Here is a 25,771-nt window from a genome sequence, read left to right on the forward strand (position 1 = left end):
TTTTTGTATTTTTGTCCGGGTGCAGAACAAGATCATACATGTCGACATGGATGCTTTCTACGCATCCATCGAACAGCGCGACCGTCCCGAACTCCGGGGGCGGCCCATCGCTGTGGGCTATGACGGACCGCGCGGCGTCGTGGCCACGGCCAGTTATGAAGCCCGCCCGTTCGGTGTCCGTTCGGCGATCTCCTCGGTGCTGGCCAGGCGCCTCTGTCCGGCTCTGATCTTCGTTCCGGCCCGCTTCGACGTCTACAAGGCCGTTTCTCAGCAGATACGCGACATTTTTCACGACTATACCGATCTCGTCGAGCCGCTCTCGCTGGACGAGGCTTTCCTCGACGTTTCGCATGTCCGCTCGGCGACGCTCGTGGCCCGGGAGATCAAAGCCCGCATCCGTGCCGAGACCGGGCTCACCGCTTCGGCGGGCATTTCCGTGAACAAGATGCTGGCGAAAATCGCCTCGGACTACCGGAAGCCCGACGGACTGTTCGTCATCCCGCCCGACCGGATCGACGCTTTCGTCGCGGAGCTCCCCGTCGAGCGCTTTTTCGGCATCGGGGAGGTCACGGCCGAGAAGATGCACGCGCTGGGTATCCGTACCGGCGCCGACCTGCGGCAGTGGGAAGAGCTCGAACTGGTCCGGCATTTCGGGAAGGCCGGACGCAGCTACTACGGCTATGCCCGGGGCATTGACCCGCGTCCGGTGGTCCCGAACCGCATCCGCAAGTCCCTCGGTGCCGAGACCACCTTCGAGGCTGACACCGCCGACCGCGAGGTGCTGCTCGGGGAGCTGGAACAGGTTTGTGAGGAGGTGTGGCGGCGGCTTGTGCGCCACAAGTTCCGGGGACGGACCGTGGTGCTGAAATTGAAGTTCGACGATTTCCGCCAGATCACGCGGTCGCGCACGCTGTCCCGCCCGGTCGATTCGCACGACGGGCTGTGTCTTGTCGCCGGGGAACTGCTGGCGGGCGTCGATTTCGGCGGTCACAGGATACGCCTGATCGGGGTCACGGTGGGCAACGTTCCGGATTTTGCCGAGGGCTGCGTGCAGCTCCGGTTCGATTTCGGGGAGGAGTGACGGAACCCTATTGGCCGGAGATCGTTTCGGCGGTGGGGCGGGTCCGGTGCAGACGGTAGTTTTCGGCGGCCTTTCCGCCGGAGCGGTTGGCGTAACAGTAGGCGCACCCGTGCGGGCAGGTGTCGTATTCGCCGATGTCCTTGCTGGCGATACAGCCGCAGAAAGCCCGTTGCCCTTTGTCCTTTAGGCTTTTACGAACCTCTGTTCCCGGGCCGAACAACCCCTTTTGGCTTACGCCCAGAAAATCCATCAGCAGCGGATCGTCGGCGAATTGCCGGACGATCAGTTCGTCGTCGATGCATTTGTTGTGCCGGACGCCGAACTGCGACAGGTCGACCCGTTCGCCGCACGTGGCCAGCGTATAACCCCACTTTTCGTTCAGCTCCGCCAGTCCGGCCGCCATGTCGGACATCTGCCGCCCGTCGAATTCGCGGCAGGGGAGGGCGTCTCTCCGCAGCCGGCTCTCCACACTGCGGTAGATGCGGATGTCCGCAAAGCTGAAAACCAGCTTTGCGGTATACCCGCGGAGCCGGTCGCCGATTCGTTCCGCCTTGCGCAGCAACTCCTCCACGCCGGTTTGTTCGGTCAGTATCAGCGGGTCGAACCGCCAGATGACCAGCTCTTTGCCCAACAGTTCCGAAAGCCGGAGAAAGGTCTCGATCCGTTCGTCGAGCGGCGGAACGCCGCGTTCGAGTCTTTCGGTCTCGTAGTCGTTGAGCGTGTAGTGGAGGTAGCAGCGGATGCCCTTTTCGCGCAGTTTTTCCAGATGCGGCAGCAGCGGGCGGGGATTCTTCGACCAGAAGACGATCAGCCGCGTCCGGGCGTAGGAGACATACGACTTCACGCCGTTGAACGGGTTCGTCCAGGCGGAGTACCCTTTTTCCAGCCGGTCGAAAAACCAGTCGGCGTAGAATGCCGGAATGTCCGTGGCACGGCTCGCCGAGACGATCACGGGCGCCTGCGCCCGCACCGTTTCGCCCGATTCCGTCGTTATGTCGATCCTCTCCCAGGCCATGACCGGTGTTTTCTGCAAAGATACGATTCTGTTTTGGAACAGTCGTGCTTTTTGCTACCTTTGTAAAGGATTGCCGCCGTGTGCGGCCGAGCAGAAAAGATTATGAAAAAATATTGGGGCATCATCACGGTCCTGGTCGCTGTCGGACTGGCCGTGTTCTTCTATTTCCGTTTCTACTTCGTCTTCGGCGAGGGGGTGAAGAGCGGGGAGTTGAACTATGTCGTTTATAAGGGGCTCGTCTTCAAAACTTACGAAGGCAAGCTGATCCAGACGGGTATCCGCTCGAAGAGCGCCGGGTCGATCCAATCCTACGAATTCGAATTTTCGGTCGAAGACGAGGCGCTCGCCCGCGAGTTGATGTTGCAGGGCGGCAAGACCCTTGAACTGCATTACCGCGAATATTTCGGCGCGCTGCCCTGGCGGGGATTCACGAAATTCATCGTCGACAGCATCGTCACCGCGCGTCCCGCACCGGTCGATCCGCTCGGCATACAGCCCGGGCCCGTCGAAGAACCGGTCTTGCCGGCGCAGCTCTGAGACACAAGGATATGAAATGAAAAAGGCAGGTTTCTGAGACCTGCCTTTTCGCGTTTGCGATCGTATGTCTTTTTCGATTTGTGGACGGCGCGGCACAGGGCCGTCCGGCCGTGCCGTGCGATCTCCTCTTCGCGGCTCGCCTTGCGGTGGGCTTTGAGGTAATCCTTTTCGGTGATTCGTTGCTTTTTCATAATTACTGTACTTTTACTCCGGGCGGCGCTGTCCGTGGGCAGCGGGCTCAGATCTCTTTTTCGAAAGCCAGCCGTTCGCCGCTCCGGTAGACGACTTTTCCGCAGGGGGTGAATCCCGTGCGTTCGAGCAGCCGCAGCATGGGGTGGTTGTCGTGGTTGGTGTCGATGCGGAATGCACCGATGCCCCGTTCGCGGGCCATCTCCTCCACATGGCGCAGGAACTCCGCCGCCACGCCTTTGCCGCGTTCGCCGTCGGCGACGGCTATGCGGTGTACCAGCACGTAGGGGCCGTCGGTGAGCCATTTGCCTTCGAGGGCTTCGTAGGCCGGTTCCCCGTCGAATACCACTGCGCCGTAGGCGATGATCGCGTGGCACTCCTTCGTGTCGGGTCTGCACAGCACGTAGCCGCGTCCGCGTCCGATGTCCGCCGAGATATGCCCCGGGGCGGGATATCCGTCCTGCCACTGGCGGCTGCCTGCCGCGTGCATCCGGGCCTGTGCCTGGCGGATGATCTGCATGATGAGGGGCGCCTCGTGGGGCACCGCCTGCCGGAATACCAATTCTTTGTCCATGCTGCAAATGTAAACAAATGTTATTACAATGTCGTCCTGTCAGGACAATTTTTCAGCATGTGTGACAATTTGTGACATTTTTTCATCCAATTGGACGTGGCACAGGATTTGACCGTATATAGGTGAATCCGCTCCTGAGGGGCGGGAAAGATGAAACGAATGTTAAACCAAATAATTCTAAGGAGGACAAAACTATGGTACCTGCAAGACGTAATCAGAACTGGCTGCCGAGCATTTTCAATGATTTTCTGGGTAACGATTGGCTCGTCGAGCGCCGCAACACCACGGCTCCTGCCGTCAATATCCTGGAGAACGACGACGAATACAAAGTCGAGGTCGCCGCTCCGGGGATGACTAAGGAGGACTTCAGGGTGCATCTCAACGAGGATAACGAACTGATCATCTCGGTGGAGAAGAAGAACGAAACCAAGGAGGAGGACAAGGAACGCAAGGGCACTTACCTGCGCCGCGAATTTTCCTACACGCAGTTCCAGCAAAGCCTGCTGCTGCCCGACAATATCGAGCGTGACAAGGTTTCGGCCAAGGTCGAGAACGGCGTGATGACCATTGAGATTCCGAAACGCAAGGTGACGGAAGCCGCTTCCGCCGCCCGGCAGATCGAGATTAAGTAAAAATGTGTCGGAAATGAAGAGGGACCGGAATACCGGGCCCTCTTTTTTTGTAATTTAGCGGAAGGAAAGTCACTCCATGCACAAGTCTCGGAAAAAATCCGTATCTTTGGTGTGGTTTAGTTTGGTGTTAAAATTAAAACAGATGAAAGTCGGATTGTTCATTCCCTGTTACATCAATGCGGTCTATCCCGAGGTGGGGCGGGCGTCGTACGAGTTGCTGCGCAAGGTCGGCTGCGAGGTCGACTACCCGCTGGACCAGACCTGCTGCGGTCAGCCGATGGCCAATGCGGGCTTCGAAAAAGACGCCAAAGCGCTGGCGGAACGCATGAATGCGTTGTTCGAAACATACGACTATGTCGTGGGCCCGTCGGCCAGTTGCGTGGTCTTCGTGCGCGAGGGTTACCCGCGTCTGCTGGATAATTACAGGGAGCATGCGTGCGTCGACGCGCGCATCTGGGAAATTTGCGAGTTCCTGCACGACGTGGTGAAGCCTGCGCGGTTGGACGCCCGTTTTCCCCATAAGGTGAGCCTGCACAACTCTTGCCACGGGGTGCGCAAGATGGGCCTCTCGTCGCCCAGCGAGATGAACGTTCCCTACCGTTCGAAGCTCCGCGACCTGCTGTCGCTGGTCGAGGGCGTCGAGGTCATGGAGCCGGAGCGGCGGGACGAGTGCTGCGGTTTCGGCGGGATGTTCTCCGTCGAGGAGAATGCCGTCTCGGTGGCCATGGGGCGCGCCAAAGTCCGGCGGCACATCGACACCGGGGCCGAGTACATCACCGGGGCCGATTCGTCGTGCCTGATGCACATGCAGGGGATCATCGACCGCGAGCAACTGCCGGTGAAGACCCTCCACATCGTTGAAATCCTCAATTCGAAGTTATGAGCACCCATTCCAAAGCCGCGAAACGATTCGTCGCCGACGCCGAACGCATGGCCTGGCACGACAAGGCGCTGTATGCCGTGCGCGAGAAGCGCGACCGGATGATGACGACGGTCCCCGAGTGGGAGGAACTGCGGCGGCTGTCGTCCGCAATCAAACGCCACACCCTGAGCCGCCTGGGACATTACCTCTGCGAGTTCGAACGCAACGCCACGGCCAACGGCATGGTGGTCCACTGGGCGAAGGATGCCGCGGAGATGAACGCGACGGTCTGGCGGTTGGTCCGCGAGCACGGCGGCACGAACCTCATCAAAAGCAAGTCGATGCTCTCGGAGGAGTGCGGACTGACGCCTTATCTGCGCGAACGGGGCGTCGATGCCGTGGAGAGCGACCTCGGGGAGCGGATCATGCAACTGCTGCACCAGCCGCCCAGCCACATCGTCCTGCCGGCGATCGCCGTGCGGCGCGAGGAGGTCGGGGCTCTTTTCGAGCGCGAGATGGGCACCGAGCCGGGCAACAGCGACCCCACATACCTGACCCATGCGGCCCGCAAGGCCCTGCGTCCGAAATTCCTCGGGGCCGACGTTTCGATGACGGGTGTCAATTTCGCTGTGGCCTCCACGGGGGCGCTGGCCGTCTGCACCAACGAGGGCAACGCCGATCTGGGCACCTCGTTCGCCGACCTGCACATCGCCATCATGGGGATCGAGAAGGTGATTCCCGACATGGAGGCGCTGGCGGTCTTCACGCGCCTGTTGGCCCGCTCGGGCACCGGACAGCCCATTACGAGTTACACCTCGCTCTACCGCAAACCCGCCCCGGGCAAGCGGATTCACGTCATTCTGGTCGACAACGGCCGTTCGGAATGGCTGGCCGACGAAGCGCACCGCAACATGCTCAAATGCCTCCGCTGCGGGGCCTGTATGAACACCTGCCCGGTCTACCGCCGTTCGGGAGGCCATACCTACTCCTATTTCATCCCCGGACCGCTGGGCATCAACCTCGGAATGCTGCGTTCGCCGAAGCTGTACCACGGCAACGTTTCGGCCTGCTCGCTGTGCTACTCCTGTTCGGACGTCTGCCCGGCGCAGATCGACCTCGGGGAGCAGATCTACATGTGGCGGCAGCAGTTGGACGGGATGCACCTGGCCGATCCGGTGAAGAAGCTCTCGGTCAAAGGCATGGATTTCGTCATGGGCGGACGGCGACGCTTCTACGGCGGCATCGCCCTGGCCCGTGCGGCGGAGAAACTGCCGCGCTTCGTGCTTGAGAACGGGCTCAACCCGTGGAGCGCTCCCGGCCGCGCCATGCCGCCCTTTGCCCCGAAAACATTCAATGGTTGGTGGAAAAAGACGAATAAGTAGCAAGGCTGTCCGCAACGCTTCTTGCCGCATGGCGGCACCAAGTCCCCTCCTGAGGAGGGGATTTAGGGGTGGGTCGGATTTGCAAACGCCGCCGGAGGCGGCGATAACGACCGTGCGATGAGAAAAGCCGGTGAAAAAAGCAAGACAATGAATAGCAAAGAGATCATATTGAAAAAACTTTCGGCCGACGGGATGCCTGAATACCCGCATCCCGCGCCGGATTTCGCGCCTCAGCGCTTCGACGATCCCGCGGCGACATTCGCCGAACGGCTCGGGGCCGCAGGCGGCCGGGCGGTGCAAATGGCGCCGGGCGAGACGCTCGACGACGTGATCCGCCGTTGTTATCCCGATGCGCGGACGATCGCTTCGGCGATGCCCGGCGTGACCGTTGCCACGCTCGACCCCGACGCTGTGGAGGATGCGCGCGAACTGGTCGACGTCGACCTGGGCGTGGTGGCGGGTTCGTTCGGCGTTGCGGAGAACGGCGCGGTGTGGATTGCGCAGGACATTCGCCACAAGGCCCTCTATTTCGGGGCTACGGCGCTGATGGTCGTCATCCCGAAGGACGCGATCGTGGATACCATGCACGAGGCGGTCGTGCGTCCCGAAGTGGACGACTTCGGTTACGGATGTTTCATGTCGGGGCCTTCGAAGACCGCCGACATCGAGCAGGCGTTGGTCTTCGGCGCCCACGGGCCGATGTCCGTGACGGTGGTGATCCGGGCCTAAAGCGAGAGGTGGAGAATGGGGTAGGGACGGCCCGAAGGGTCCGTGTCGCTGCGTGAGACGACGCGGAAGCCCATCCGGGCGTAGAATCCTGTGGCCTGTGCGTTCTGCTCGTTGACGTCCACGCGCCGCACGCCGCGATGTGCGACGAGGTACTCCACGAGTTCTCGCCCCAGCCCTTTGCCGCGCTTCCCGGGCGCGACGAACAGCATCTCGAGGTTCCCGGCTTCGATGCCCGCAAAGGCCGCGAAGCGGTTTTCGGAATCCCTTATGACATAGAGTTCTTCCACGCCGGACAGCGCCTCTTCGCGCACCATGCGGCGGAAAAACGCGATGTCTTCCGGAGCGAGGAAATCGTGCGTGGCGCGTACCGATCCTTCCCACAAGGCGGTAAGCGCATCCAGTTCGGCCGGAGCCGGAGATTCGAGTCTTTCTATCATGGGTTATAAATGGATTACGGGTGGTTTGCGCCGGGTGAAACTGCGCGCGAGGGCTGCGGCGAAGGGCGTGTGGAAACTCCGTGCACTGACCGGGCATCCTTTGACGCAGGCGCAGCAGCGGATGCAGCGTGCCGGGTCGGTGTGCACTTCGTCGCCGCGGGCGATGGCCTGCGTGGGGCAGATCGCCGCACAGCGGCCGCAATGGGTGCAAAGGCCGGCATCGCCTGCGGGCAGGTAGACGACGGGATTTTTCTTCTGCCGGCGGCGGTAGCCCAGCACGAAGCGGATGAAACGAAGCATCGGCAGCAGCGGCGTCCGCACGTCTTTCAATCGGGCGGCGTCGACCGGTGTGAGGTTCCCGGCGTCGAGCTTTTTGCGCACTGCGGCGCCGAATGCCGCGGCCTCAGCGAGGTCCTGCGCGTCGGGGCGTCCTGCGGCGACGGGGGTCTCGGGGGTGCTGTACGAATGCTCTCCGACGAACGCCCCGGCGGCCACCGGGACGAATCCCTGCCGGACGGCCAGCCCGGCGAGTTCCGCAACGGCCTTTTCGAACGCCCGGTTGCCGTAAACCGCGACGACGACGGCGGGAGTGCCTTCGCCCCGGAGCGTTTCGAGCCGCTTCACGGCTGTCGGGGCTGCGTGTCCCCCATAGACGGGTGCGGCGATCACGGCCACGGTGTCGGCGGGGAGCGTCACGGACGCTCCGGCGGTATGCGTCAGGTCGATGGTTCTCAGCGGGGCGGTTTCGGCGGGGTCCGTTCCGGCCGCGGAGGCGATGCCCCGGGCCACGGCCGAGGCGATCTTTTTCGAAGTTCCCGTCGGCGAGAAGACGACGGTGTGGATGGTTTCGGGCTTCATGCAGGCAAAGTTACATAAAAATCCCGTGTTTCGGGGTGCGATTTTGCGGAATCCGGCTCTTTGGCCTATATTTGAGGACGCAACTTCAAACAACGACTATGAAGATCAAAACCTTTGAGATCCGCGTCGATCCCGCCGTGCGGGAGCGCGACGAACGGATCGTGAACGAATTTCTGGCCGCCGTCCGTGTTTCGCGCCTCCATTGCGGATGCCTGCGCGGGCGGTCGTCGTGGACGGTCATCGTCATCTTCCACGACCCTACCGACGAGGAGATCGCCGCGGCTCCGGCGCTGGTCGGGGATTTTCTGCCTCCCGCGACGGACCTCACCGGGCAGGAGTGCGAACGTTACGAGGCGCTCTGCCTGTGGCGCGACCGGAGGGCCGAAGCCATGGGGCGCAAGCCTTTCGTCATCGCCTCGAACCGCGACCTGCTCAACATCGCCCGGAACGACGTCGCAACGCCCGAGGACCTGCTCGAAATCCGCGGCTTCGGACCCCGCCGCGCGGAGCGTTACGGTGCGGAGATCGTCGCCGTGCTCGATTCGCTGGAGGATGCGTGCGGATAAATTTGGTATTGTGCTCCGCGTGCATTATTTTTGTTTGGAACTAAAAACACGCAAGACTATGAAAACGAAACTGTTTGCCTGTGCCGCGCTGCTGTTGGCGGCGTGCGGAGGCGCCCCGTCGGCCCGGAAGGCCGCGGTGACCCGGACCGAAGTGAAGCACGGTCCCGAAATCGTCCTTCTGACTCCCGACACCGTGGGCGGAGCGACCATCAATCAGGCCTTGGCCGATCGTCGCTCGTGGCGCGAGTATAGCGCTGCACCGCTGACGCTCGAAGAGCTTTCGGGCGTGATGTGGGCTGCCGCCGGCGTCAATCGTCCGGGAACGGATCGCCTGACGGCCCCCTCGGCGCTGGCGCTCTATCCGATCCGGGTCTACGCCTTCTTCGCCGAGGGCGTGTATGCCTACGATGCCAAGGCGAACAAACTCGTGCGCGTCGCGGAAGGCGACCGCCGCAAGTTGGCCGGGATGCAGGATTTCGTCTTTACGGCGCCCCTGAACCTGGTTTATGTCGCCGATCTCGCGGTCTATGAAGGGAAGAACATTCCCGCGGAGCATACCCGTTACCTCTGCGGGCAGGATGCTGCGGGCTATGCCGAGAACGTCAACCTCTACACCGCAGGTCACGGCCTGCGCTCGATCACGCGCGGCAGCGCCCCCGAAGCGGAGCTGATGTCCGCCCTCGGGCTCGATCCGGCGCGTTATTTCGTGGCGCTGGCCCAGACCGTCGGCAGATAGGCGGCCTTTTCGAATGCGTCGAGCGGTCCCCGGGGACCGCTCGATGTCATTTCGCCCGGAATCCCTCGGGTGAAGCGGGGTTTTCAGCGAAGTACCGCCACAGCGGCGCGGCCATCAGGGATTGCCGGATGCGGTCGGTGCGGAGCAGTTCCAATACCTCTGCGCGCGTCAGGAGATGCACGCGCAGGTCCTCCGTCGGGTCGAGGTGCTGTTCGCCGATCTTCTCGACTCCCGTGGCGAGGAAGCAGTGGGTGAGGTTGGAGTGTGTCGAGGGGTTGGCCGATACGGTCATGAGCAGCCGCCATTCGCCGCCGCCGTAACCCGTCTCCTCGGCCAGCTCGCGCTGCGCCGCGGCGAGCATCGACCCGTCGGAGGGTTCCGACACCCCGGCGGGCGTCTCGTAGGAGGTCTCTCCGAGCCCGTGGCGGTATTGGTCGACGAAGACGAACCGTCCGTCGCGCGTGATGGCGATGACGTTGATCCAGTCGGGATATTCGAGAACGTAATAGTCGGGAATGCGGCGTCCGTCGGGCAACTCGAGGCTTTCGTGGCGGACCGTGAACCACGGTTTGCGCGCGAGGTATTCGCTCGTCAGGACTTTCCACTTCCGGTTTTTCAGATTTTCCATGATTTAGCTTGTTGTCTGTTGGCAAAAATAGCGAAAATTTGTTATCTTTGATGGTCTGTGTCGTAACGGCACTTTCATTTGTCATATCCTAAAAACAACCGCAATGCTCTCTTCATCCGAACGCCGAAAGATCATCGACCTCATCAACTGCGAAGTGGTGCCCGCCATCGGGTGCACCGAGCCGATTGCCGTGGCGCTGTGCACGGCGCGCGCTGCGGAGACCCTGGGTGCGGAGCCCGAAAGGATCACCGTGCGCCTGAGCGCCAACATCCTCAAAAACGCCATGGGCGTTGGGATTCCCGGGACGGGGATGATCGGACTGCCGATCGCCGTGGCCCTCGGGGCTTTGATCGGCCGTTCGGAATACCGGTTGGAGGTGCTGCGCGACGTGACGCCGGAGGCCGTCGAACGCGGCCGGGAGATGATCGACCGGCGGTGCATCTCGATCGGGCTGAAGGAGGGCGTCTGCGAAAAGCTCTACATCGAGGCGGAGGTCGAAGCGGACGGACATCGGGCCGTGGCGGTCATTGCCGGCGGGCATACGGATTTCGTCTTCGTGAGCCGCGACGGCGAGGTGTTGTTCGACAAACGGACCCCCGCGGAGTGTGACGACGAGGCCGGAGAGGTGCCCCTGACCCTGGCCCGGGTGTGGGATTTCGCCATGACCTCGCCCGTGGACGAACTGCGCTTCATCCTCGAGACCCGCCGCCTGAACATGGCTGCCGCCGAGCGGTCGTTCGCCGGCGAGTACGGTCATTGCGTGGGCCGCACGCTGCGCTGCGACCGTGAACGGAAGGTGATGGGCGACAGCATCTTCACGCGGATTCTATCCTATACCTCGGCGGCCTGCGACGCCCGTATGGCGGGGGCGATGATTCCGGTGATGAGCAATTCGGGCAGCGGCAACCAGGGCATTGCCGCGACGCTTCCCGTGGCGGTCTACGCCGATGAAATGCAGGCCACGGAAGAGCAGACGATCCGTGCGCTGGCGCTGAGCCACCTGACGGTGATCTACATCAAACAGAGCCTCGGGCGGCTGTCGGCCCTGTGCGGCTGCGTGGTGGCCGCAACGGGTTCGAGCTGCGGCATCACCTACCTGATGGGCGGCGGTTACGACCAGGCGGCCGCGGCGGTGAAGAACATGATCGCCAACCTGACGGGCATGATCTGCGACGGCGCCAAACCCAGCTGTGCGATGAAACTCACGAGCGGCGTCTCGACGGCCGTGCTCTCGGCGATGATGGCTATGGACGGCCGCTGTGTCAGTCCGGTCGAGGGGATCATCGAGGAGGATGTGGACCGTTGCATCCGCAACCTGACGACTATCGGCCGTGAGGGCATGGACGAAACCGACCGGCTCGTGCTTCGAATAATGACCAATAAATGCTGATTATGAGATATCTTACACTGAAAATCCGGCTGCTGGCGCTGTTGCTGCTCTCCGGAACCTGCGCCGCGGCGCAGCCCACCCCTGCCGAACTCGCCGCGCATCCCGAACGCTCGGCGGGAATTTACCATTCCTACGAATACCTGCCGGGGCCCGACGTCCCCATTCCCGCAGGTTACGAACCTTTCTACATCAGCCATTACGGCCGTCACGGCAGCCGCTACCACTCTAAGGAGAAGGCCTACGCCCAGCCTCTCGACGTGCTGCGCCGGGCCGCTGAGGCCGGCAAGCTGACCCCGAAGGGGCAGGAGGTGCTGGCGAAGGCCGAGGCGTTGGCCGAAGACGCCCGCCTGCGTTACGGGGATCTTTCGCCCCGCGGAGTTGCCGAGCACCGGGGCATAGCCGAGCGCATGTATGCGGCCTGGCCCGGGGTCTTTTCGACCGACGGCGGCCGCGTGTGCCGTGTCGAGAGCCGCTCGACGCTCGTGCCGCGCTGTATTCTGAGCATGGCGGCTTTCAACGAACGTCTCAAAGAACTCAATCCCGCGATCTCGACCACTCGCGACGCGAGCGGGCGCTACCTCGATTACATGGCGCGGGGAAATTCGCAGGCGCTTGCCCGAGAGGCGATTGCGGCGGTCGCCGACAGTCTGAGCCGTGCGCGGCTGAACCCCGACCGGCTGGTGCGGTCGCTGGTCACCGATTCCCGGGTCGTCGCCGATCCGCTGGAACTGATGCAGGACCTTTTCCTGCTCGCCGGCATCGTCCAAGATGTCAGCCATCTGGGCATTGAACCGTTCTACGACATCTTTACCGACGAGGAACTCTACTCGCTCTGGGAGTGCGAGAACGCCCTTCGCTATATGCAGATGGGACCCTCGGCTCGCTTCGGAGGGCCGATCGTCGCCGATGCCGGGGCGCTGCTGCGCAATATCGTCGAGACGGCCGACAAGGTCGTCCGGGGTGAGTCGGGCCTTTCGGCTTCGCTGCGCTTCGGGCACGACACCTGCATAACGCCGATGCTGGCTCTGCTGGGCGTTGAGGGCGCTTCGACGCGCGTGGAGTCGCTCGACGACATCGCCGCGGCGTGGAATGCCCAGACCGTGACGCCGATGGGCACCAACATCCAGTTCGTCTTCTTCCGCAATCCCGCGACGGGCGATGTGCGGGTTCGCGTGCTGCACAACGAGCGCGACGCCCGGCTGCCGATATCCGGCGGTCCCTACTACCCGTGGGCGGAGCTGAAAGAATACTGTGAGTCGCTTTACGGATGATGCTCCCGGATCACGGAAAAAGAAGCGTGCAGCCCCGCAAGAGGCTGCACGTTTTTATGGATGTCACCGGATGGCGGTTCAGTGGAAGATCGTTTTGACGATGATGTCCGTTGCCCCCTGGTGGCGCGTGGTGTAGTCTTTGGCGATGCGGCTGGTCTTCTGGAGGAACTCCTCGTTGTCGCGCAGGGGGACGAACCACGTCCGCAGTTGCTCATAGTCGCTGACCGAACGGGCCGCGCCGAGCGTCACCAGGTCGCGGGCCTCCTTGAATTTCTGGTAGTTGGGGCCGAATGCCACCGGCAGGCCGAACGTCGCGGCTTCGAGCGTGTTGTGGATGCCGACGCCGAATCCGCCGCCGATGTAGCTCCACGTGGCGTAGCCGTAGACCGACGCGAGAATCCCCACGGTGTCGAGGATCAGCACTTGCCGTGAGCCGTAAGCCGTACGGGGAGTGCACTGCGTGTAGCGCAGGGCGCCGCCTTTGACCTCGGACATCAGGCGTGCGATGCGGCTTTCGTCCATCTCGTGGGGGGCAACGACGAATTTCACGCAGGGATTGTCGTTGATAAGCCGTATCAGCAGCTCCTCGTCGGGTTCCCACGTGGACCCCGCGACGAACAGCCGGTCGTCGGCCTTGAAGCGGTCGATGATGTCGATGTGCTTGGCTGCCCGGGCGATCTCGGCGACGCGGTCGAAGCGCGTATCGCCGGCTACCAGCACGTTGTCGAAACCGAGCGTCGCCAGCAGTTTCTTCGACTCCTCGTTCTGCACGAACATCACATCGAACGACTCGAGGGCCTGCCGCCACATGCCGCCGTAGGGGCGGAAGAAGACCGAATTGCGCCGGAAGATGGCCGATACGACATAGGTGCGGACCTTGCGGCGGCGCAGTTCGCGCAGCAGGTTGAGCCAGTATTCGTATTTGACGAAGATTGCGATTTCGGGGCGGGCGGCGTCGAGGAACCGGCGGGCGTTGCGCGGCGTGTCGAGGGGCAGGTAGAAGATGTAGTCGGCGCCCTTGTAGTTCTTGCGGATCTCATAGCCCGAGGGCGAGAAGAAGGTGACGAGGATTTTGTATTCGGGATAGTCCTTGCGAATTCGTTCGATGATGGGACGCCCCTGCTCGAACTCCCCGAGTGACGCGACATGCACCCAGACGATTCGGGCGGAGGGGTCGATGGCTTCCCGCATGCGTCGGAAAAGGTCTTTGCGGCCTTCGAGCCAGAGCCGGGCCTTCTGATGACGCGGCGCTACGAGGCGTATGGCCCATACATAGAGAAGCAGACCGAAATTATAGAACCACATCGGTATTTACGGTGTTGAGGTTTTCAGTTTCTTGCCTCCTGTGCCCTATCCGCTTGCGGCTCAGCATCAGGAAGTTCTTTTTCAGTCCGGCAAAGATAGCATAATTTGTCGGAACTGCAAAATTACCAGTTGTATTCCAGCGCATTTTCGATCAGCTCGACGCGGACCGTTCCGTCGGGAAACGCCTCGGCCGAGGCCAGGTCGAACTGCACTTCTCCCTCCCAGCCCGTCGTGCGCAGGTAGCAGGCGGCGGCGCGGCTCAGGGCCCGGAATTTCCGCTGCGTGGCGGCAGCCTCGGGCGGCGTGAGCGACCCCGTCCGGCGGGTTTTGACCTCCACGAAATGCAGAACGCCGTCTTTCAGCGCTACGATGTCCAGCTCGTCGCGGCCCTGCCGCCAGTTGAGGGCGCAGATGTCGTATCCCGCGCGGCGGAGGTGTTCGGTCGCGGCGCGTTCGCCGGCCTGTCCCGTCTCGGCTGCGGCGGTCATCAGCGGATGATGCGCTGAATGGTGTTGGCGCGGTCCATGGCGTTTTTCAGCCCTTCGGCATCGTCGCGTTCGAGCATCCGGCGCATGATCTGCAACTGGTGGATGTGTTCGCGCAGGACGTCCAGCACGTTGTACTTGTTTTGCAGCAGGATCGGGACCCACGTCGCTGCGGAACTCTTGGCCAGGCGCACCGTGCTTTCGAAACCGCCGCCCGCCAGGTCGAAGATGTGGCGCTCCTCGCGCTCCTTTTCGAGCACCGTGAGGGCCAGCGCGAACGACGTGACGTGCGAGATGTGCGAAACGTAGGCTGCGTGCAGGTCGTGCTCCTCGGGGTCCATGTAGACTGCCGGGCAGCCCAGCGAGCGGAAAATCCGTTCCACGACGGCCAGCGCGTCCTTGTCGCTGCGGACGGTGTCGCACAGCACGACGCTGCGTCCCGTGAAAGCGCCTTGCTGGGCGGCCCTGGGACCGCTGTACTCCGTACCCCACATCGGGTGTGCGGCGACGAAGCGTCCGCGGTGCGCGTGCATCGAGATCACTTCGCACAACTCGCCTTTGATCGAACCCATGTCCATCACCACCTGTTTGTCGTTCACGCGGTTGAGCGCTTTGACGGCCATCAGCGGGATGGTGTCGACGGGGGTGGCCAGCACCACGAGGTCTGCCTCGGCGATGCCCTCTTCGAAGCCGACCATGCGGTCCGCCAGCCCCAGTTGCAGGGCCTCGACCGCATGTTCCTCGGTGTTTTCAACGCCGAGTATCTCCTCCGCGAGCTCGTGGTCGCGCAGGGCCAAGGCGAACGAGCCTCCGATGAGACCCATGCCCGCAATCAGTACTTTCATGGCAGATATACCTATTTATATTATAACAAAAAAGAGAGGTCGCCGCCCGGCTCTACCTCGAAGGTTTCCACGCCTTTGCGGAACATCCGCATCGGACGCTTGCCGATCAGTTCCAGTTTTCCGTCCTCGAGCCGCAGCATGCATCCCTCGCGCAGTCCGGCCACCCAGCGGCGCGGATTGGCCTCGATGTATTCGAGGATGCGCTGTTCGCGCGTCTCGCCCGCATGTCCTTCGGGATTGGCGTCGAGGTAGTGGGGGTTGATCTGGAACTTCACGGCCCCGATGGCGCTGAACGATTCGGGTTCGACGATGGGCATATCGTTTGTGGTGCAGATCGTCGGGCAGCAGACGTTGCTGCCGGCGGACCAGCCGACATAAGGTGTTCCGGCTTTGATTTTGCGGAGTATGGCTTTCATCAGCCCTTGCTGCTGCATCTTTTTGGTCAGGGCGAAGGTGTTGCCGCCGCCGACGCAGACGGCTTCGGCCGTGCGGATCAGGGCCGCAGGGTCCTTGGCCCGGTGCACCGAGCGTACGCGGATGCCGAGTTCGGCGAAACGCGCCTGTACCTTCTTCTCGTATTCGGCGTAGGAGAAGGTGACCGCGGCATAGGGCACGAAGACCACTTCGCGCACCCCGTCGAGGAACCGACCTATCTCGGGCAGCGGATAACGCAGATATTCCTCGCCGGCATTGGTCGAATTCGAGATCAGAAGCAATTTCATAAGGCTATGGTTTTGAATGTATTAATTAAAAAAGTGTGCTAAATGTCGAAAAAGTTGTGAATAAAAAATCACGCCGTTTTGTCAAAAGTAATAAAAAAAGTGTTACTTTTGCGCAAAATTGCTCTGGAAATGCATGAGAACTATTTCCAAATAATTGTTTAACTAAAAAATTAAAATTATGTCAGAAGTTCAATCAAAAGTTGTCGAGATCATCGTCGACAAGCTGGGTGTTAAGGAGTCGGAGGTAGTACCCGAAGCAAGCTTCACCAACCACCTGGGCGCAGACTCGCTCGACACTGTAGAGCTGATCATGGAGTTCGAGAAGGCTTTCGATATCCAGATCCCGGATGAGGACGCTGAGAAGATCGCTACCGTAGGTGACGCTGTCAGCTACATCGAGGAGCACAAGAAATAATTTTTTCTTTTAGAAATTCGTTCACGGCCAACAAAGCCTTAAATTTATGACAGGAAGAAGAGTAGTTGTTACGGGCATCGGTACGATCAACCCGCTCGGTAATAATATAGAGGAGTATTTTTCGAATCTGGAGAAGGGAGTCAGCGGTGCCGCACCGATTACTCATTTCAATGCCGAAAAATTTAAGACCCAATTTGCTTGTGAAGTAAAGAATTACGACCCGGGCCAGTATTTCGACCGCAAGGAGGTTCGCAAATACGACCTGTTCACCCAGTATGCCCTGATCGCGGCCACGCAGGCCGTGGAGGATTCGGCCCTCGATCTCGAGACGGTCGACAAGGAGCAGGTGGGTGTTATCTGGAGCTCGGGCATCGGAGGAATCAAATCTTTCTTCGATGAATGTCTGGGCTGGGCCGCAGGGGACGGAACCCCTCGGTTTAGCCCATTCTTTATTCCTCGCATGATCTCCGACATCGCAGCCGGTTTCATCTCCATGAAGTACGGCTTCATGGGCCCGAACTATTGCACCGTGTCGGCCTGCGCTTCGTCGAATCACGGCATCACGGCCGCTTTCGACGCCATTCGTTACGGTAAGGCCGACGTCATGGTCACGGGCGGTTCGGAGGCAGCGGTCAACGAGCCCGCTGTCGGCGGCTTCAACTCCATGCAGGCGCTCTCGACGCGCAACGACGATCCGCAGCACGCTTCGCGTCCCTTCGACAAGGACCGCGACGGATTCGTGATCGGCGAAGGCGCCGGGGCACTGGTCCTCGAGGAGTATGAGCACGCCAAAGCACGCGGCGCGAAGATTTACTGCGAGGTTGTCGGCGGAGGCGCTTCGGCCGACGCTTACCACTTTACGGCTCCCCATCCCGAGGGCAAGGGCGCTATGAAGGCGATGCGCGACGCCATTAAGGACGCCGGCATCAAACCCGAGGACATCGACTATGTGAACGTACACGGAACCTCGACCCCCGCGGGCGACATTCCCGAACTGAAGGCCGTAGCAGGCGTTCTGGGCGAGCACGTTTACAATGTCAACATCTCCTCGACCAAATCGATGACGGGCCACCTGCTGGGTGCCGCCGGAGCCGTTGAGGCCCTGGCCTGCATCTTCGCGATGACGCACGGCGTGGTGCCCCCCACGATCAACTGCGAGAATCTCGACCCCGAGATCGACCAGAAATTGAACCTGACGCTCAACAAAGCACAGAAACGCGATGTGAAGTGCACGCTGAGCAACACGTTCGGATTCGGCGGTCATAACTCGACGGTCATTTTCCGGAAGCTCTAACCCCGATAACGACCCGTGCCGTGATTGATTTTCTATTGCGTCCGCTGCGGCGGAATTACGGGCGTGACCGGGCGTATTACAGAATTGTCGATGATCTGTTCGGATTCATTCCGCACAACATCGAACTTTACAAGCTGGCTTTGATTCACAAGTCAGCTTCTTTGGTTTTGGAGGATGGCCGGTCGATCAACAACGAGCGCCTGGAGTATCTGGGCGACGCGGTGATCGAGGCCGTGACTTCGGACTACCTGTTCATCGAATACCCCGATCGGGACGAGGGGTTTATGACCCAGCTGCGCTCGAAGATCGTTTCGCGGCAGTCGCTCAATGCGCTGGCCGTGAAATTGGGGCTGGATGTCCACGTGATCTCGAACGGCGGTGCGGGCATCGCCCAGAAGCATATTTACGGCGACGCGTTCGAGGCGATGATGGGCGCGGTCTATCTGGATCAGGGTTATGAGTTCGTCAACCGCCTGCTGATAAACGATATCTACCTCCGTTTTCTGAACCTGGAGGAGCTCACCGAGTCGGAAACCGATTTTAAGAGCCGTCTGATCGAGTGGAGCCAGAAGCACCGCCACCGGATCGAGTTCCGCACGGAGCACGACAAGGAGTATGCGTCGAATCACCCGGTATTCTGCTGTACGGTGCTGATCGACGATATGGAGGTGGGACACGGCGCCGGGGACTCGAAAAAAGAGGCCGAGCAGCGCGCGTCGTTTTCCGTGTCGCAATACCTGAGCGACGAGCAGTGCGCCTCGCTGCTGGACAAGGTCGATCGTCTGAGAGCCCATGAAAAACATACACGATAAAATGGCCGCACGGGGTGCGGATGCCCTTGACGACGCCGAGTTGCTGACCCTGCTCACCGAGGACGGGCAGACGGCCCGGGCGTTGCTGGAGGCTTACGACGGTTCGCCGGCGCGCATCGCCGGGGAGTCCGAAGCCCGCCTGCGCATGGTCGGCGGACTGGGTCTGAAACGGGCGCGGATGCTGCTGGCCGCCGCGGAGTTCGGACGCCGCGTGGCGGCGGACCAAGCTGCGGAGGCCGATTTCGTGACGACGAGCGACGACGTGGTGCGGCTGTTCCGGCCGCTGTTGGAACGGCTCGCGCACGAGGAGTGCTGGGTGGTTTACCTCACGGCGTCGAACCGCATCATCGAACGCCAGCGCGTGAGTCAGGGCGGGGTGACGGGCACGGTGGTCGATCACCGGCTGATCGTCAAACGGGCGTTGGAACTGCTCGCCACGCAACTGATTCTGATTCACAACCATCCGTCGGGCACTCCCGAGGCGAGCGGGCAGGACAAGACGCTGACCGAACGTGTGGCACGTGCCGCGGAGCTGTTCGACATCCGTCTGCTGGACCACATCATCATCGCCCGCGAAGGGGATTTCTCGTTCCGCCGCGAGGGGTTGATGGGACGGTAGGTCTCCCGGGAGGGGGTAAAATAAACGGCGGTCTTACAAAGACCGCCGTTCGGTTTTCGGGAGGAAAGTCCGTCAATAGAAAATCCGGTGCGTTTCGGTCTCCTTGTAGCCTTGTTCGGGGATGACTGTCTCCTTGCCGTCTTTTTCCAGAAAACATTCCACCTCCTGAGACCAGATAACCTCGGTAATCCGTCCGTCGACCTGCTTCCATTCGATCCGCTCGTTCAGGACTCTGAAACGGCGAAACGATCCGTCGGGTAACTGTTCGACCACGAACACGCTCTCGTCCGGGTTCGTGTTCGTCAGATGGGCGCTGCGGTTGCCCAGACGTCCGATTCCGGAAAGTACCGACCCCATGAAGAAATCGGCGTCCTCGATGTCGGGACATACGTCGAACAGGAGTGCGTTGAGGTCGAGGTTGCACAATGCGGGCGTGTTGGGCCGGTCGGTGTGGTATTCGAATTCGTAGCTGAAATCGAGGTCCTGCTCTCGGTAGATGTCGAGACCGGTGAGGTCGTTGCCGCTCCAGCGGCAGACCGTGCGCGGGTAGTAGTGGGTTTCGTCGCCCTCGTAGGTGCACTCCTTGCAGCAGCCGTTGCCGTCGTAGGCGAAGGTCCAGCGTTCGGGACCGTCGTCGCTGCGGGCGGCGACGGCGCGCCCTGCATCGTTGAGCGTGACGGTGTACGATTCCTTTTCGGGCGATTCCGTCGTTTCGGCGGACAGTTTCAGGGTCTTGGCGTCGGGATAGCTGATCCGGAGGACCTCATCCATGGCGTTGTCCGTGTTCTCCGGAGTGTCGTCCCATTCGTAACTCGTGAGACGTCCGGCATCGTCGTATGCGAAGTGGCTGGTCGAAGTCCATCGCTCCGGGTCCGAATCGCCGCTGTTTCGGATTGTCTGCTGGCGGCTTTCGATACGTGTTATCCGGTTGGCCGGCATCGGTTCGACGGGGTTGTCCGTACCCTCCTGCGTGACGGTGATTTCGATTTTCGACGTGCCGCAGTTGATGACGATCGTCGCCGTGCGGGACTCCTCGGAATCGTTGGGCTGGAGGGTGATTTTCAGCGTGTAGCTGCCTGCGGCGTCGCCGTGGTCAGGCGAGATTCCGATCCAGTCGGGGGCTTCGGCGCGGGTCTTTTCGGCGATTGTCGAGGTCCATGCCCCTTCGGTGGTGAAGGTCACGCCCCGGGCGGTCTGCGTGTCGTTGGCCGTGACGGTCTGTTCCAATTGCCGGGTGTCGGGGACTTTGATCTGCCCGAAATCGCCCGAATAATCGTTGTCTTTGTCGCTGCATGACGCGAGCAGCGCGGCGGCCATGAAGGCCATGAAGAATTTTGCTGGTTTCATTTTTATTTTGTTAAAGGAGTTGTTGCTTTTCCGCTAACAAAAGGCGCAGGCAAAATTCCACATTCACAAGTGGGGTATTGGACGACCCGTAAGGTAGAATGATGGAATATGCCCACGCTGAAAAACAGCGAGAGCACCAACCTAATTCCTTACCTTACGCGAAAGTGTCCAATTTTCACTTGTAAGAAAAAAGCCGATGCGCTTTTTATCGTCGTATGTCGGCGGCCCTCGCAGGCTGCCGACACAAATATAGAAATAAAATCCGTACCGACGAGGGCTTTTTCCATTTATTTTGTACTTTTGTAATTCGGTAAATCAGTAAAGTAAAATAGATTGCGATGACTCAGGAAGAACTTTTCAAAAAGCTGGTCGCCCATTGCAAGGAATACGGTTTCGTATTCCCCTCGAGCGAGATATACGACGGACTTGGTGCCGTGTACGATTACGGTCAGAACGGCGTGGAGCTGAAGAACAACATCAAACGCTACTGGTGGGATTCGATGGTCAAACTGCACGAGAATATCGTCGGCATCGACGCCGCGATTTTCATGCACCCCAAGACCTGGGAGGCTTCGGGACACATCTCGGCGTTCAACGACCCGCTGATCGACAACAAGGATTCGAAAAAGCGCTACCGTGCCGACGTGCTGGTAGAGGAGTGGCTGGCCAAGCAGGATGAAAAGATCGTAAAGGAGGTCGAGAAGGCCCGCAAGCGTTTCGGCGCCGATTTCGACGAGGCCAAGTACCGCGAAACCTCGCCGCGTGTCGTGGAACTGCAGGCCAAGCGTGACGAGGTGCATAAGCGCTTCGCCGATGCGCTGAACGCCAATGACCTCGGGGAGCTGCGCCAGATCATCGTCGACTGCGAGATCGCCTGCCCGATCTCGGGCACCCGCAACTGGACCGACGTGCGTCAGTTCAACCTGATGTTTTCGACCCAGATGGGTTCCACGGCCGAGGGGGCGAATACCATTTACCTGCGTCCCGAGACGGCGCAGGGTATCTTTGTCAACTTCCTGAACGTTCAGAAGACCGGCCGCATGAAGATTCCGTTCGGTATCGCGCAGATCGGCAAGGCCTTCCGCAACGAGATCGTGGCCCGTCAGTTCATCTTCCGCATGCGCGAGTTCGAGCAGATGGAGATGCAGTTCTTCGTGCGCCCCGGGACCGAGATGGGGTGGTGGAACGAGTGGAAGAACACCCGCATGGCCTGGCACCGTGCGCTGGGCTTCGGCGACGACAACTACCGTTTCCACGACCACGACAAGCTGGCGCATTACGCCAATGCCGCCACCGACATCGAGTACAACTTCCCGTTCGGCTTCAAAGAGGTCGAGGGTATCCACTCGCGGACGGATTTCGATCTGGGCAGCCACCAGAAACTTTCCGGCAAGAAGATGCAGTATTTCGATCCCGAGACGGGCGAAAGCTATGTTCCCTACGTGGTCGAGACCTCGATCGGCGTGGACCGCATGTTCCTGCAGGTGATGTCGGCGGCTTATACCGAGGAGGCTTTGGACGGCGGCGATTCGCGCGTCGTGCTGAAATTCCCGCCCGCGTTGGCTCCGATCAAAGTCGCCGTGCTGCCGCTGGTGAAGAAGGACGGCATGCCCGAAGTGGCCCGGAAGATCGTCGACGAACTCAAATACGATTACAACGTCGTTTACGACGAGAAGGACTCCGTCGGCAAGCGCTACCGCCGTCAGGACGCCATCGGTACGCCGTTCTGCGTGACGGTCGACGGCCAGACGTTGGAGGACGGAACCGTGACGGTCCGCCACCGCGACACGATGCAGCAGGAGCGCGTCAGCATCGAGGCCCTGCATGCGATGGTCGAGGAGGAGTGCTCCTACCGCAGGCTGTTCAAAATGCTGAACCTCTGATTTGGGCCGCATTCTCGCCATAGACTACGGCACGAAGCGCACGGGGATTGCCGTGAGCGATCCCCTGCGCCTGATCGCCGGAGGTCTGGAGACGGTTCCGACGAAGGAGCTGGAGACGTGGCTGGCGAAATATTTCGCCCGGGAAAACGTTAGTACGATAGTTGTGGGAAAGCCCTCGCGGATGGACGGCACGCCGTCCGAAACGTGGAGGTTCATCGAACCGCTGGCCGGACGCCTGCGGCGGGCCTGGCCCGACAAGGAGGTGGTTTTCCACGACGAGCGTTTTACCTCGGTGATGGCCCACCGCACGATGCTCGAAAGCGGCATCGGCAGGATGGCCCGCCGCGACAAGGCTTTGGTGGATAAAATATCTGCAACGATCATATTGCAGAGTTATATGGAATTTAACAAATGATCTATCCTATTGTAATTTACGGGGACGAGGCGCTTCGCAAACACTGCGAGGAGATAACGCCCGATTACCCCGACCTGAAAAAACTGGCCGAGGACATGTTCCTCACGCTCGAGGAGGCCGAAGGCGTCGGTCTGGCCGCTCCCCAGATCGGCAAGAACATCCGCCTGTTCATCATCGACTGCACGCCGTGGGGCGAAGAGGACCCCTCGTGCGCCGACTACAAGCGCGCCTTCATCAACCCCGAGATTTACGCCTATTCCGAAGAGAAGAAGACCTACAACGAGGGCTGTCTCTCGTTTCCCGGCATCCGTGCCGACGTGTCGCGGTCGCTGGCGATCCGCATGCGCTACCTGGACACCGATTTCGTCGAGCACGACGAGGAGTTCACGGGGCTCAAGGCGTGGGTCATCCAGCACGAGTACGACCATATCGAAGGCGTGGTCTTCACCGACCGGATCGCCCCGCTGCGCCGTCAGCTGCTCAAAGGAAAACTGTTGAATCTGGCGAAGGGGAAATACCGCTGCGCCTACAAAACCAAATAATGTGACTATGAAAAAAATCTTTACGCTGGCATTCGCGGCCATGATGTTCGTCGGATGCGTCAAGTCGCCGCTCGTGGGAGGCATCTATACCGATGTGAAGGACGGATTGGCCGTTACGGGCAACGCCGGGTCGAGCAAGGTGGGCACCGCCGAGGCCAAGGGCTATCTGGGAGTTGTTGCGCTGGGCGATGCGAGCATTCAGGCCGCAGCCCGTGAGGCCGGCATCACGCGCATCCATCACGTAGACTATCAGGCCAAGTCCTATGTCGGGGTCTACACGATCTATACGATCATCGTTTACGGTGACTAAACGCCTGCTGCTGGCTGCATGTTGTGTCATCGGGGCCGTGTCTATGGTTCCGGCGCAGAACATCCGCAGCCATTATGTCTCGAAGGCCGAGACTGACGGGGTGATTTATCACACGTTTCCGGTGACGCTCTTCGAGAGCCCGCAGACGGGTGACCTGACGTTCGACATCACCTATAAAGAGCATCGCGGCGGTCGTGCGACGATTAATTTCACATGCCGCATGGCGCAGGCCGTTCCGGTCGATTCGGTGCGTTTCGCATCGGGAAAAGTGGTGCTGGCGGGCCCTGTGGAGAAGCTATACCTCGAACCGGAGAAGAAAGGATGGAAACACCGTTATACTTTCGACGCCGACGGTTCGCAGCTCTGCGGATTCTTCGACGAAGGGGTCGTACCCGAGGTGACGCTCTATGCCGGTGGATGGCCCTACGTATACCGGGCCAAACGTGCGGCATGGCGCAGTTACGCGCCGGTCGGGTACCGGATCTTCGAGATGATCCGTATCAATGAGCAGTAAGGGCGAGCTTCCGGAAGGCGGGTATTTTCCCGCGACGGAACGGTAAAAGCGAGCTCCCGTGAGGGGGCTCGCTTTTTCGTGACGGGTGGGTGGATATGTGGTCAGAACCTATATGCGGCGCCTACATAGACTACCAGCGGGTTGTCGCGGCCGCTTTTGAACATCGGCTCGTACTTGAGACCCGGGGATATGTTCCAGCGGTGTGCGATATTGAAGTCGAAGCCGACGCCGACGCTCATGCCCACGGCCCAGTCCTGGATGTCGTTGGCCACGACGCCCACCTGCGGGAATACGCCCCACCAGTCGGCGATGCGGAATACGTAGTGGGCGTCGAAATTGATGTCTACCGAGCTGTCTTTATCGGTCAGCACGTAGATCGACGGTTCGATACGCCAATGCTCGTTGAAGCTGTAGCGGTAGTAAGCGCCGATTCCGACCGAGGCGTCGTCTGTGTTGGTGTAGAAGTTCACACGCGGACCTACCGCGCTGCGGTAGTCGCTGCCCGTGCGGTTGGCGGTGCCCGCGCGGTAATTGGCGGCGTTGCGGTAGTTGTTGTTCTGCGCCGATGCCGTCCAGGCAAACAAGGCTGCGAGAGCGATAAGAAGAATTTTTTTCATGGTTGTTCAATTAAAAATTATACATGAGTGACGAATTGGTTATTTATCGTTTCTGCCGGGGCATTAACCCCGTGGCTGTTTTTTTGTTTTTCTGAGGACGTACAATACACGTGCCGAGGTGGATGGACTTGATGGCCGGTGTCTGCGGATACGAAAAATCCCGGAAACCATCTTGGTTTCCGGGATTCGTTTTATCCGGACGAGCCGTTTTAGAACTTGTAGGCTGCGCCGATGCTGATGACTACGGGATTCTTGCGCCAGTCGTCGAACATGGGCTGCCATTTCAGACCGGCCGAGAGGTCCCAGTTGCGGGCCACTTCGAAGTCGAAACCGCCGCCGATGTTCAGACCTGCGGCCCATTTGCCGATGTCGTTGGCCGTGAAACCCACTGCGGGGTAGACGCTCCAGCCTTCGCCCAGGTGGAAGAGATACTGGGCATCGATACTGATGTCGATCGAGCATCCGCTGTGCAGCAGAGCCGTCAGCGACGGTTCGATACGCCAGTTGTCCGAGATGCTGTAACGGCCGAATGCTCCCAAACCTACCACGGCGTCACCCGTGTTGGTGTAGATGTTCATGCGGGGGCCCAGCGCCCAGTTGCCTTTGTCCTGCGCCGACACTGCCGATACTGCGAACAGTGCCACGATCGCCGTAAATAAAATCTTTTTCATTTTTCCGTTTTTTATATTGAATAAACGTTATTCAAACTGTTTTCCAAACAAAAATAGAAAATTTTCCCGTTACGGCCAAACATATTCA

31 protein-coding genes are annotated in these 25,771 nt (G+C 60.4%); 19 read left to right on the forward strand and 12 right to left on the reverse strand.

Translation table 11 applies throughout. The features are described from left to right. Window positions 1-19: 19 nt before the first annotated feature. Entirely contained in the window at window positions 20-1,081 is a 1,062-nt protein-coding gene (dinB, locus tag BLU78_RS11630; RefSeq protein WP_010265928.1) for a DNA polymerase IV, read from the forward strand. A gap of 7 nt (window positions 1,082-1,088) precedes the next feature. Here dinB and BLU78_RS11635 read toward each other — a convergent pair whose 3' ends face one another. After that, entirely contained in the window at window positions 1,089-2,096 is a 1,008-nt protein-coding gene (locus BLU78_RS11635; protein ID WP_010265925.1) for a DUF1848 domain-containing protein, read from the reverse strand. Window positions 2,097-2,198: 102 nt separating this feature from the next. Between BLU78_RS11635 and BLU78_RS11640 the strand changes: the two genes are divergently transcribed. Continuing rightward, window positions 2,199-2,633 carry a hypothetical protein gene (locus BLU78_RS11640; RefSeq protein WP_010265923.1) on the forward strand — a complete coding sequence of 145 codons (435 nt, stop codon included), beginning with the start codon at window positions 2,199-2,201 and terminating at the stop codon, window positions 2,631-2,633. A 238-nt stretch (window positions 2,634-2,871) separates the two neighbouring features. Here the strand turns inward: BLU78_RS11640 and BLU78_RS11645 are convergent, their stop codons facing one another. Further along, window positions 2,872-3,396, reverse strand: coding sequence for a GNAT family N-acetyltransferase (locus BLU78_RS11645; protein ID WP_010265921.1), 525 nt, complete (start codon window positions 3,394-3,396; stop codon window positions 2,872-2,874). A gap of 194 nt (window positions 3,397-3,590) precedes the next feature. On the opposite strand from BLU78_RS11645, the gene BLU78_RS11650 reads away from it, so the two are divergent. From BLU78_RS11650 to BLU78_RS11665, 4 genes are all read left to right on the forward strand, one after another. Beyond that, window positions 3,591-4,028, forward strand: a complete 438-nt coding sequence (locus BLU78_RS11650; protein ID WP_010265919.1) for an Hsp20/alpha crystallin family protein — start codon at window positions 3,591-3,593, stop codon at window positions 4,026-4,028. A 142-nt stretch (window positions 4,029-4,170) separates the two neighbouring features. Then, window positions 4,171-4,911: a (Fe-S)-binding protein gene (locus BLU78_RS11655; protein WP_010265917.1), complete on the forward strand. Its 741-nt coding sequence runs from the start codon at window positions 4,171-4,173 to the stop codon at window positions 4,909-4,911. Continuing rightward, window positions 4,908-6,272 (forward strand): lactate utilization protein B, encoded by a 1,365-nt coding sequence (locus tag BLU78_RS11660; protein WP_010265915.1) that lies wholly within the window; start codon window positions 4,908-4,910, stop codon window positions 6,270-6,272. The genes BLU78_RS11655 and BLU78_RS11660 overlap by 4 nt, the downstream gene beginning before the upstream one ends. A 147-nt stretch (window positions 6,273-6,419) precedes the next feature. Then, the gene (locus BLU78_RS11665) at window positions 6,420-7,001 is read left to right on the forward strand and encodes a LutC/YkgG family protein (protein ID WP_010265914.1); all 582 of its coding nucleotides are present in this window, start codon (window positions 6,420-6,422) and stop codon (window positions 6,999-7,001) included. On the opposite strand, the gene BLU78_RS11670 is transcribed toward BLU78_RS11665, so the two are convergent. Both BLU78_RS11670 and BLU78_RS11675 read right to left on the reverse strand, forming a co-directional pair. Next, entirely contained in the window at window positions 6,998-7,438 is a 441-nt protein-coding gene (locus tag BLU78_RS11670; protein ID WP_010265913.1) for a GNAT family N-acetyltransferase, read from the reverse strand. The genes BLU78_RS11665 and BLU78_RS11670 overlap by 4 nt on opposite strands. A gap of 3 nt (window positions 7,439-7,441) precedes the next feature. Next, window positions 7,442-8,296 carry a 4Fe-4S binding protein gene (locus BLU78_RS11675; RefSeq protein WP_010265912.1) on the reverse strand — a complete coding sequence of 285 codons (855 nt, stop codon included), beginning with the start codon at window positions 8,294-8,296 and terminating at the stop codon, window positions 7,442-7,444. Between the two features lie 98 nt (window positions 8,297-8,394). Between BLU78_RS11675 and BLU78_RS11680 the strand changes: the two genes are divergently transcribed. Both BLU78_RS11680 and BLU78_RS11685 read left to right on the forward strand, forming a co-directional pair. Beyond that, the gene (locus BLU78_RS11680) at window positions 8,395-8,862 is read left to right on the forward strand and encodes an HRDC domain-containing protein (RefSeq protein WP_010265910.1); all 468 of its coding nucleotides are present in this window, start codon (window positions 8,395-8,397) and stop codon (window positions 8,860-8,862) included. Window positions 8,863-8,920: 58 nt separating this feature from the next. Next, on the forward strand, window positions 8,921-9,598 hold the full coding sequence (locus tag BLU78_RS11685) for a nitroreductase family protein (RefSeq protein ID WP_010265909.1): 678 nt from the start codon (window positions 8,921-8,923) through the stop codon (window positions 9,596-9,598). Between the two features lie 46 nt (window positions 9,599-9,644). Here the strand turns inward: BLU78_RS11685 and BLU78_RS11690 are convergent, their stop codons facing one another. Beyond that, window positions 9,645-10,226 carry an NUDIX hydrolase gene (locus BLU78_RS11690; RefSeq protein WP_010265908.1) on the reverse strand — a complete coding sequence of 194 codons (582 nt, stop codon included), beginning with the start codon at window positions 10,224-10,226 and terminating at the stop codon, window positions 9,645-9,647. 103 nt (window positions 10,227-10,329) lie between these two features. Here BLU78_RS11690 and BLU78_RS11695 point away from each other — a divergent pair, with 103 nt between their 5' ends. Further along, window positions 10,330-11,616 (forward strand): L-cysteine desulfidase family protein, encoded by a 1,287-nt coding sequence (locus BLU78_RS11695; protein ID WP_010265907.1) that lies wholly within the window; start codon window positions 10,330-10,332, stop codon window positions 11,614-11,616. Beyond that, complete coding sequence (locus tag BLU78_RS11700; protein WP_010265906.1) at window positions 11,610-12,887, forward strand: histidine-type phosphatase; 1,278 nt, start codon at window positions 11,610-11,612, stop codon at window positions 12,885-12,887. The genes BLU78_RS11695 and BLU78_RS11700 overlap by 7 nt, the downstream gene beginning before the upstream one ends. Before the next feature lie 78 nt (window positions 12,888-12,965). On the opposite strand, the gene BLU78_RS11705 is transcribed toward BLU78_RS11700, so the two are convergent. From BLU78_RS11705 to pepE, 4 genes are all read right to left on the reverse strand, one after another. Continuing rightward, the gene (locus tag BLU78_RS11705) at window positions 12,966-14,192 is read right to left on the reverse strand and encodes a 3-deoxy-D-manno-octulosonic acid transferase (protein WP_010265905.1); all 1,227 of its coding nucleotides are present in this window, start codon (window positions 14,190-14,192) and stop codon (window positions 12,966-12,968) included. Between the two features lie 122 nt (window positions 14,193-14,314). Beyond that, window positions 14,315-14,680: a YraN family protein gene (locus BLU78_RS11710; protein ID WP_010265903.1), complete on the reverse strand. Its 366-nt coding sequence runs from the start codon at window positions 14,678-14,680 to the stop codon at window positions 14,315-14,317. Next, window positions 14,680-15,522, reverse strand: a complete 843-nt coding sequence (locus BLU78_RS11715) for a prephenate dehydrogenase (RefSeq protein ID WP_010265899.1) — start codon at window positions 15,520-15,522, stop codon at window positions 14,680-14,682. Before BLU78_RS11715 ends, BLU78_RS11710 begins: the two co-directional genes overlap by 1 nt. Window positions 15,523-15,542: 20 nt before the next feature. Then, window positions 15,543-16,244, reverse strand: a complete 702-nt coding sequence (pepE, locus tag BLU78_RS11720; RefSeq protein ID WP_010265897.1) for a dipeptidase PepE — start codon at window positions 16,242-16,244, stop codon at window positions 15,543-15,545. A gap of 178 nt (window positions 16,245-16,422) precedes the next feature. On the opposite strand from pepE, the gene BLU78_RS11725 reads away from it, so the two are divergent. Genes BLU78_RS11725 through BLU78_RS11740 form a run of 4 tightly spaced genes read left to right on the forward strand, consistent with a single transcriptional unit; the run spans window position 16,423 to window position 19,384 of the window. Further along, window positions 16,423-16,659: an acyl carrier protein gene (locus BLU78_RS11725; protein WP_010265895.1), complete on the forward strand. Its 237-nt coding sequence runs from the start codon at window positions 16,423-16,425 to the stop codon at window positions 16,657-16,659. 46 nt (window positions 16,660-16,705) lie between these two features. Next, window positions 16,706-17,953, forward strand: a complete 1,248-nt coding sequence (fabF, locus tag BLU78_RS11730; protein ID WP_010265893.1) for a beta-ketoacyl-ACP synthase II — start codon at window positions 16,706-16,708, stop codon at window positions 17,951-17,953. A 35-nt stretch (window positions 17,954-17,988) separates the two neighbouring features. Next, window positions 17,989-18,765, forward strand: coding sequence for a ribonuclease III (gene rnc, locus BLU78_RS11735; RefSeq protein ID WP_010265891.1), 777 nt, complete (start codon window positions 17,989-17,991; stop codon window positions 18,763-18,765). Further along, window positions 18,746-19,384 carry a JAB domain-containing protein gene (locus BLU78_RS11740; RefSeq protein WP_026020842.1) on the forward strand — a complete coding sequence of 213 codons (639 nt, stop codon included), beginning with the start codon at window positions 18,746-18,748 and terminating at the stop codon, window positions 19,382-19,384. Before rnc ends, BLU78_RS11740 begins: the two co-directional genes overlap by 20 nt. Before the next feature lie 72 nt (window positions 19,385-19,456). On the opposite strand, the gene BLU78_RS11745 is transcribed toward BLU78_RS11740, so the two are convergent. Beyond that, a complete protein-coding gene (locus tag BLU78_RS11745; RefSeq protein ID WP_231290997.1) occupies window positions 19,457-20,731 on the reverse strand; it encodes a BACON domain-containing protein in 1,275 nt (424 codons plus the stop codon). A 338-nt stretch (window positions 20,732-21,069) separates the two neighbouring features. On the opposite strand from BLU78_RS11745, the gene BLU78_RS11750 reads away from it, so the two are divergent. Genes BLU78_RS11750 through BLU78_RS11770 form a run of 5 tightly spaced genes read left to right on the forward strand, consistent with a single transcriptional unit; the run spans window position 21,070 to window position 24,395 of the window. Beyond that, the gene (locus BLU78_RS11750) at window positions 21,070-22,614 is read left to right on the forward strand and encodes a glycine--tRNA ligase (RefSeq protein WP_010265887.1); all 1,545 of its coding nucleotides are present in this window, start codon (window positions 21,070-21,072) and stop codon (window positions 22,612-22,614) included. A gap of 1 nt (window position 22,615) precedes the next feature. Beyond that, entirely contained in the window at window positions 22,616-23,029 is a 414-nt protein-coding gene (gene ruvX, locus BLU78_RS11755; protein WP_010265884.1) for a Holliday junction resolvase RuvX, read from the forward strand. After that, window positions 23,026-23,571 (forward strand): peptide deformylase, encoded by a 546-nt coding sequence (def, locus tag BLU78_RS11760; protein WP_010265883.1) that lies wholly within the window; start codon window positions 23,026-23,028, stop codon window positions 23,569-23,571. Before ruvX ends, def begins: the two co-directional genes overlap by 4 nt. A gap of 7 nt (window positions 23,572-23,578) precedes the next feature. Next, a complete protein-coding gene (locus tag BLU78_RS11765; protein ID WP_010265882.1) occupies window positions 23,579-23,881 on the forward strand; it encodes a TRL-like family protein in 303 nt (100 codons plus the stop codon). After that, the gene (locus tag BLU78_RS11770; RefSeq protein ID WP_231290995.1) at window positions 23,874-24,395 is read left to right on the forward strand and encodes a hypothetical protein; all 522 of its coding nucleotides are present in this window, start codon (window positions 23,874-23,876) and stop codon (window positions 24,393-24,395) included. The genes BLU78_RS11765 and BLU78_RS11770 overlap by 8 nt, the downstream gene beginning before the upstream one ends. A 101-nt stretch (window positions 24,396-24,496) precedes the next feature. Here BLU78_RS11770 and BLU78_RS11775 read toward each other — a convergent pair whose 3' ends face one another. Continuing rightward, complete coding sequence (locus BLU78_RS11775; protein ID WP_026020841.1) at window positions 24,497-25,012, reverse strand: outer membrane beta-barrel protein; 516 nt, start codon at window positions 25,010-25,012, stop codon at window positions 24,497-24,499. 209 nt (window positions 25,013-25,221) lie between these two features. Continuing rightward, window positions 25,222-25,683 carry an outer membrane beta-barrel protein gene (locus BLU78_RS11780; RefSeq protein ID WP_010265877.1) on the reverse strand — a complete coding sequence of 154 codons (462 nt, stop codon included), beginning with the start codon at window positions 25,681-25,683 and terminating at the stop codon, window positions 25,222-25,224. Window positions 25,684-25,771 lie beyond the last annotated feature (88 nt).

This window comes from Alistipes timonensis JC136 (assembly GCF_900107675.1).
Classification (GTDB): Bacteria; Bacteroidota; Bacteroidia; order Bacteroidales; family Rikenellaceae; genus Alistipes; species Alistipes timonensis.

What these genes read in the sequence shown, in the direction of transcription:
- BLU78_RS11695 (WP_010265907.1), top strand. Translation starts at nt 10,330, where the DNA reads ATGCTCTCTTCATCCGAACGCCGAAAGATCATCGACCTCATCAACTGC.
- BLU78_RS11640 (WP_010265923.1), top strand. Translation starts at nt 2,199, where the DNA reads ATGAAAAAATATTGGGGCATCATCACGGTCCTGGTCGCTGTCGGACTG.
- BLU78_RS11745 (WP_231290997.1), bottom strand. Translation starts at nt 20,731, where the DNA reads ATGAAACCAGCAAAATTCTTCATGGCCTTCATGGCCGCCGCGCTGCTC.
- BLU78_RS11700 (WP_010265906.1), top strand. Translation starts at nt 11,610, where the DNA reads ATGCTGATTATGAGATATCTTACACTGAAAATCCGGCTGCTGGCGCTG.
- BLU78_RS11765 (WP_010265882.1), top strand. Translation starts at nt 23,579, where the DNA reads ATGAAAAAAATCTTTACGCTGGCATTCGCGGCCATGATGTTCGTCGGA.
- BLU78_RS11670 (WP_010265913.1), bottom strand. Translation starts at nt 7,438, where the DNA reads ATGATAGAAAGACTCGAATCTCCGGCTCCGGCCGAACTGGATGCGCTT.
- BLU78_RS11750 (WP_010265887.1), top strand. Translation starts at nt 21,070, where the DNA reads ATGACTCAGGAAGAACTTTTCAAAAAGCTGGTCGCCCATTGCAAGGAA.
- BLU78_RS11715 (WP_010265899.1), bottom strand. Translation starts at nt 15,522, where the DNA reads ATGAAAGTACTGATTGCGGGCATGGGTCTCATCGGAGGCTCGTTCGCC.
- BLU78_RS11725 (WP_010265895.1), top strand. Translation starts at nt 16,423, where the DNA reads ATGTCAGAAGTTCAATCAAAAGTTGTCGAGATCATCGTCGACAAGCTG.
- BLU78_RS11740 (WP_026020842.1), top strand. Translation starts at nt 18,746, where the DNA reads ATGAAAAACATACACGATAAAATGGCCGCACGGGGTGCGGATGCCCTT.
- BLU78_RS11685 (WP_010265909.1), top strand. Translation starts at nt 8,921, where the DNA reads ATGAAAACGAAACTGTTTGCCTGTGCCGCGCTGCTGTTGGCGGCGTGC.
- BLU78_RS11780 (WP_010265877.1), bottom strand. Translation starts at nt 25,683, where the DNA reads ATGAAAAAGATTTTATTTACGGCGATCGTGGCACTGTTCGCAGTATCG.
- BLU78_RS11650 (WP_010265919.1), top strand. Translation starts at nt 3,591, where the DNA reads ATGGTACCTGCAAGACGTAATCAGAACTGGCTGCCGAGCATTTTCAAT.
- fabF (WP_010265893.1), top strand. Translation starts at nt 16,706, where the DNA reads ATGACAGGAAGAAGAGTAGTTGTTACGGGCATCGGTACGATCAACCCG.
- def (WP_010265883.1), top strand. Translation starts at nt 23,026, where the DNA reads ATGATCTATCCTATTGTAATTTACGGGGACGAGGCGCTTCGCAAACAC.
- BLU78_RS11655 (WP_010265917.1), top strand. Translation starts at nt 4,171, where the DNA reads ATGAAAGTCGGATTGTTCATTCCCTGTTACATCAATGCGGTCTATCCC.
- BLU78_RS11690 (WP_010265908.1), bottom strand. Translation starts at nt 10,226, where the DNA reads ATGGAAAATCTGAAAAACCGGAAGTGGAAAGTCCTGACGAGCGAATAC.
- BLU78_RS11710 (WP_010265903.1), bottom strand. Translation starts at nt 14,680, where the DNA reads ATGACCGCCGCAGCCGAGACGGGACAGGCCGGCGAACGCGCCGCGACC.
- BLU78_RS11665 (WP_010265914.1), top strand. Translation starts at nt 6,420, where the DNA reads ATGAATAGCAAAGAGATCATATTGAAAAAACTTTCGGCCGACGGGATG.
- pepE (WP_010265897.1), bottom strand. Translation starts at nt 16,244, where the DNA reads ATGAAATTGCTTCTGATCTCGAATTCGACCAATGCCGGCGAGGAATAT.
- BLU78_RS11660 (WP_010265915.1), top strand. Translation starts at nt 4,908, where the DNA reads ATGAGCACCCATTCCAAAGCCGCGAAACGATTCGTCGCCGACGCCGAA.
- BLU78_RS11705 (WP_010265905.1), bottom strand. Translation starts at nt 14,192, where the DNA reads ATGTGGTTCTATAATTTCGGTCTGCTTCTCTATGTATGGGCCATACGC.
- BLU78_RS11675 (WP_010265912.1), bottom strand. Translation starts at nt 8,296, where the DNA reads ATGAAGCCCGAAACCATCCACACCGTCGTCTTCTCGCCGACGGGAACT.
- BLU78_RS11635 (WP_010265925.1), bottom strand. Translation starts at nt 2,096, where the DNA reads ATGGCCTGGGAGAGGATCGACATAACGACGGAATCGGGCGAAACGGTG.
- BLU78_RS11775 (WP_026020841.1), bottom strand. Translation starts at nt 25,012, where the DNA reads ATGAAAAAAATTCTTCTTATCGCTCTCGCAGCCTTGTTTGCCTGGACG.
- BLU78_RS11680 (WP_010265910.1), top strand. Translation starts at nt 8,395, where the DNA reads ATGAAGATCAAAACCTTTGAGATCCGCGTCGATCCCGCCGTGCGGGAG.
- BLU78_RS11645 (WP_010265921.1), bottom strand. Translation starts at nt 3,396, where the DNA reads ATGGACAAAGAATTGGTATTCCGGCAGGCGGTGCCCCACGAGGCGCCC.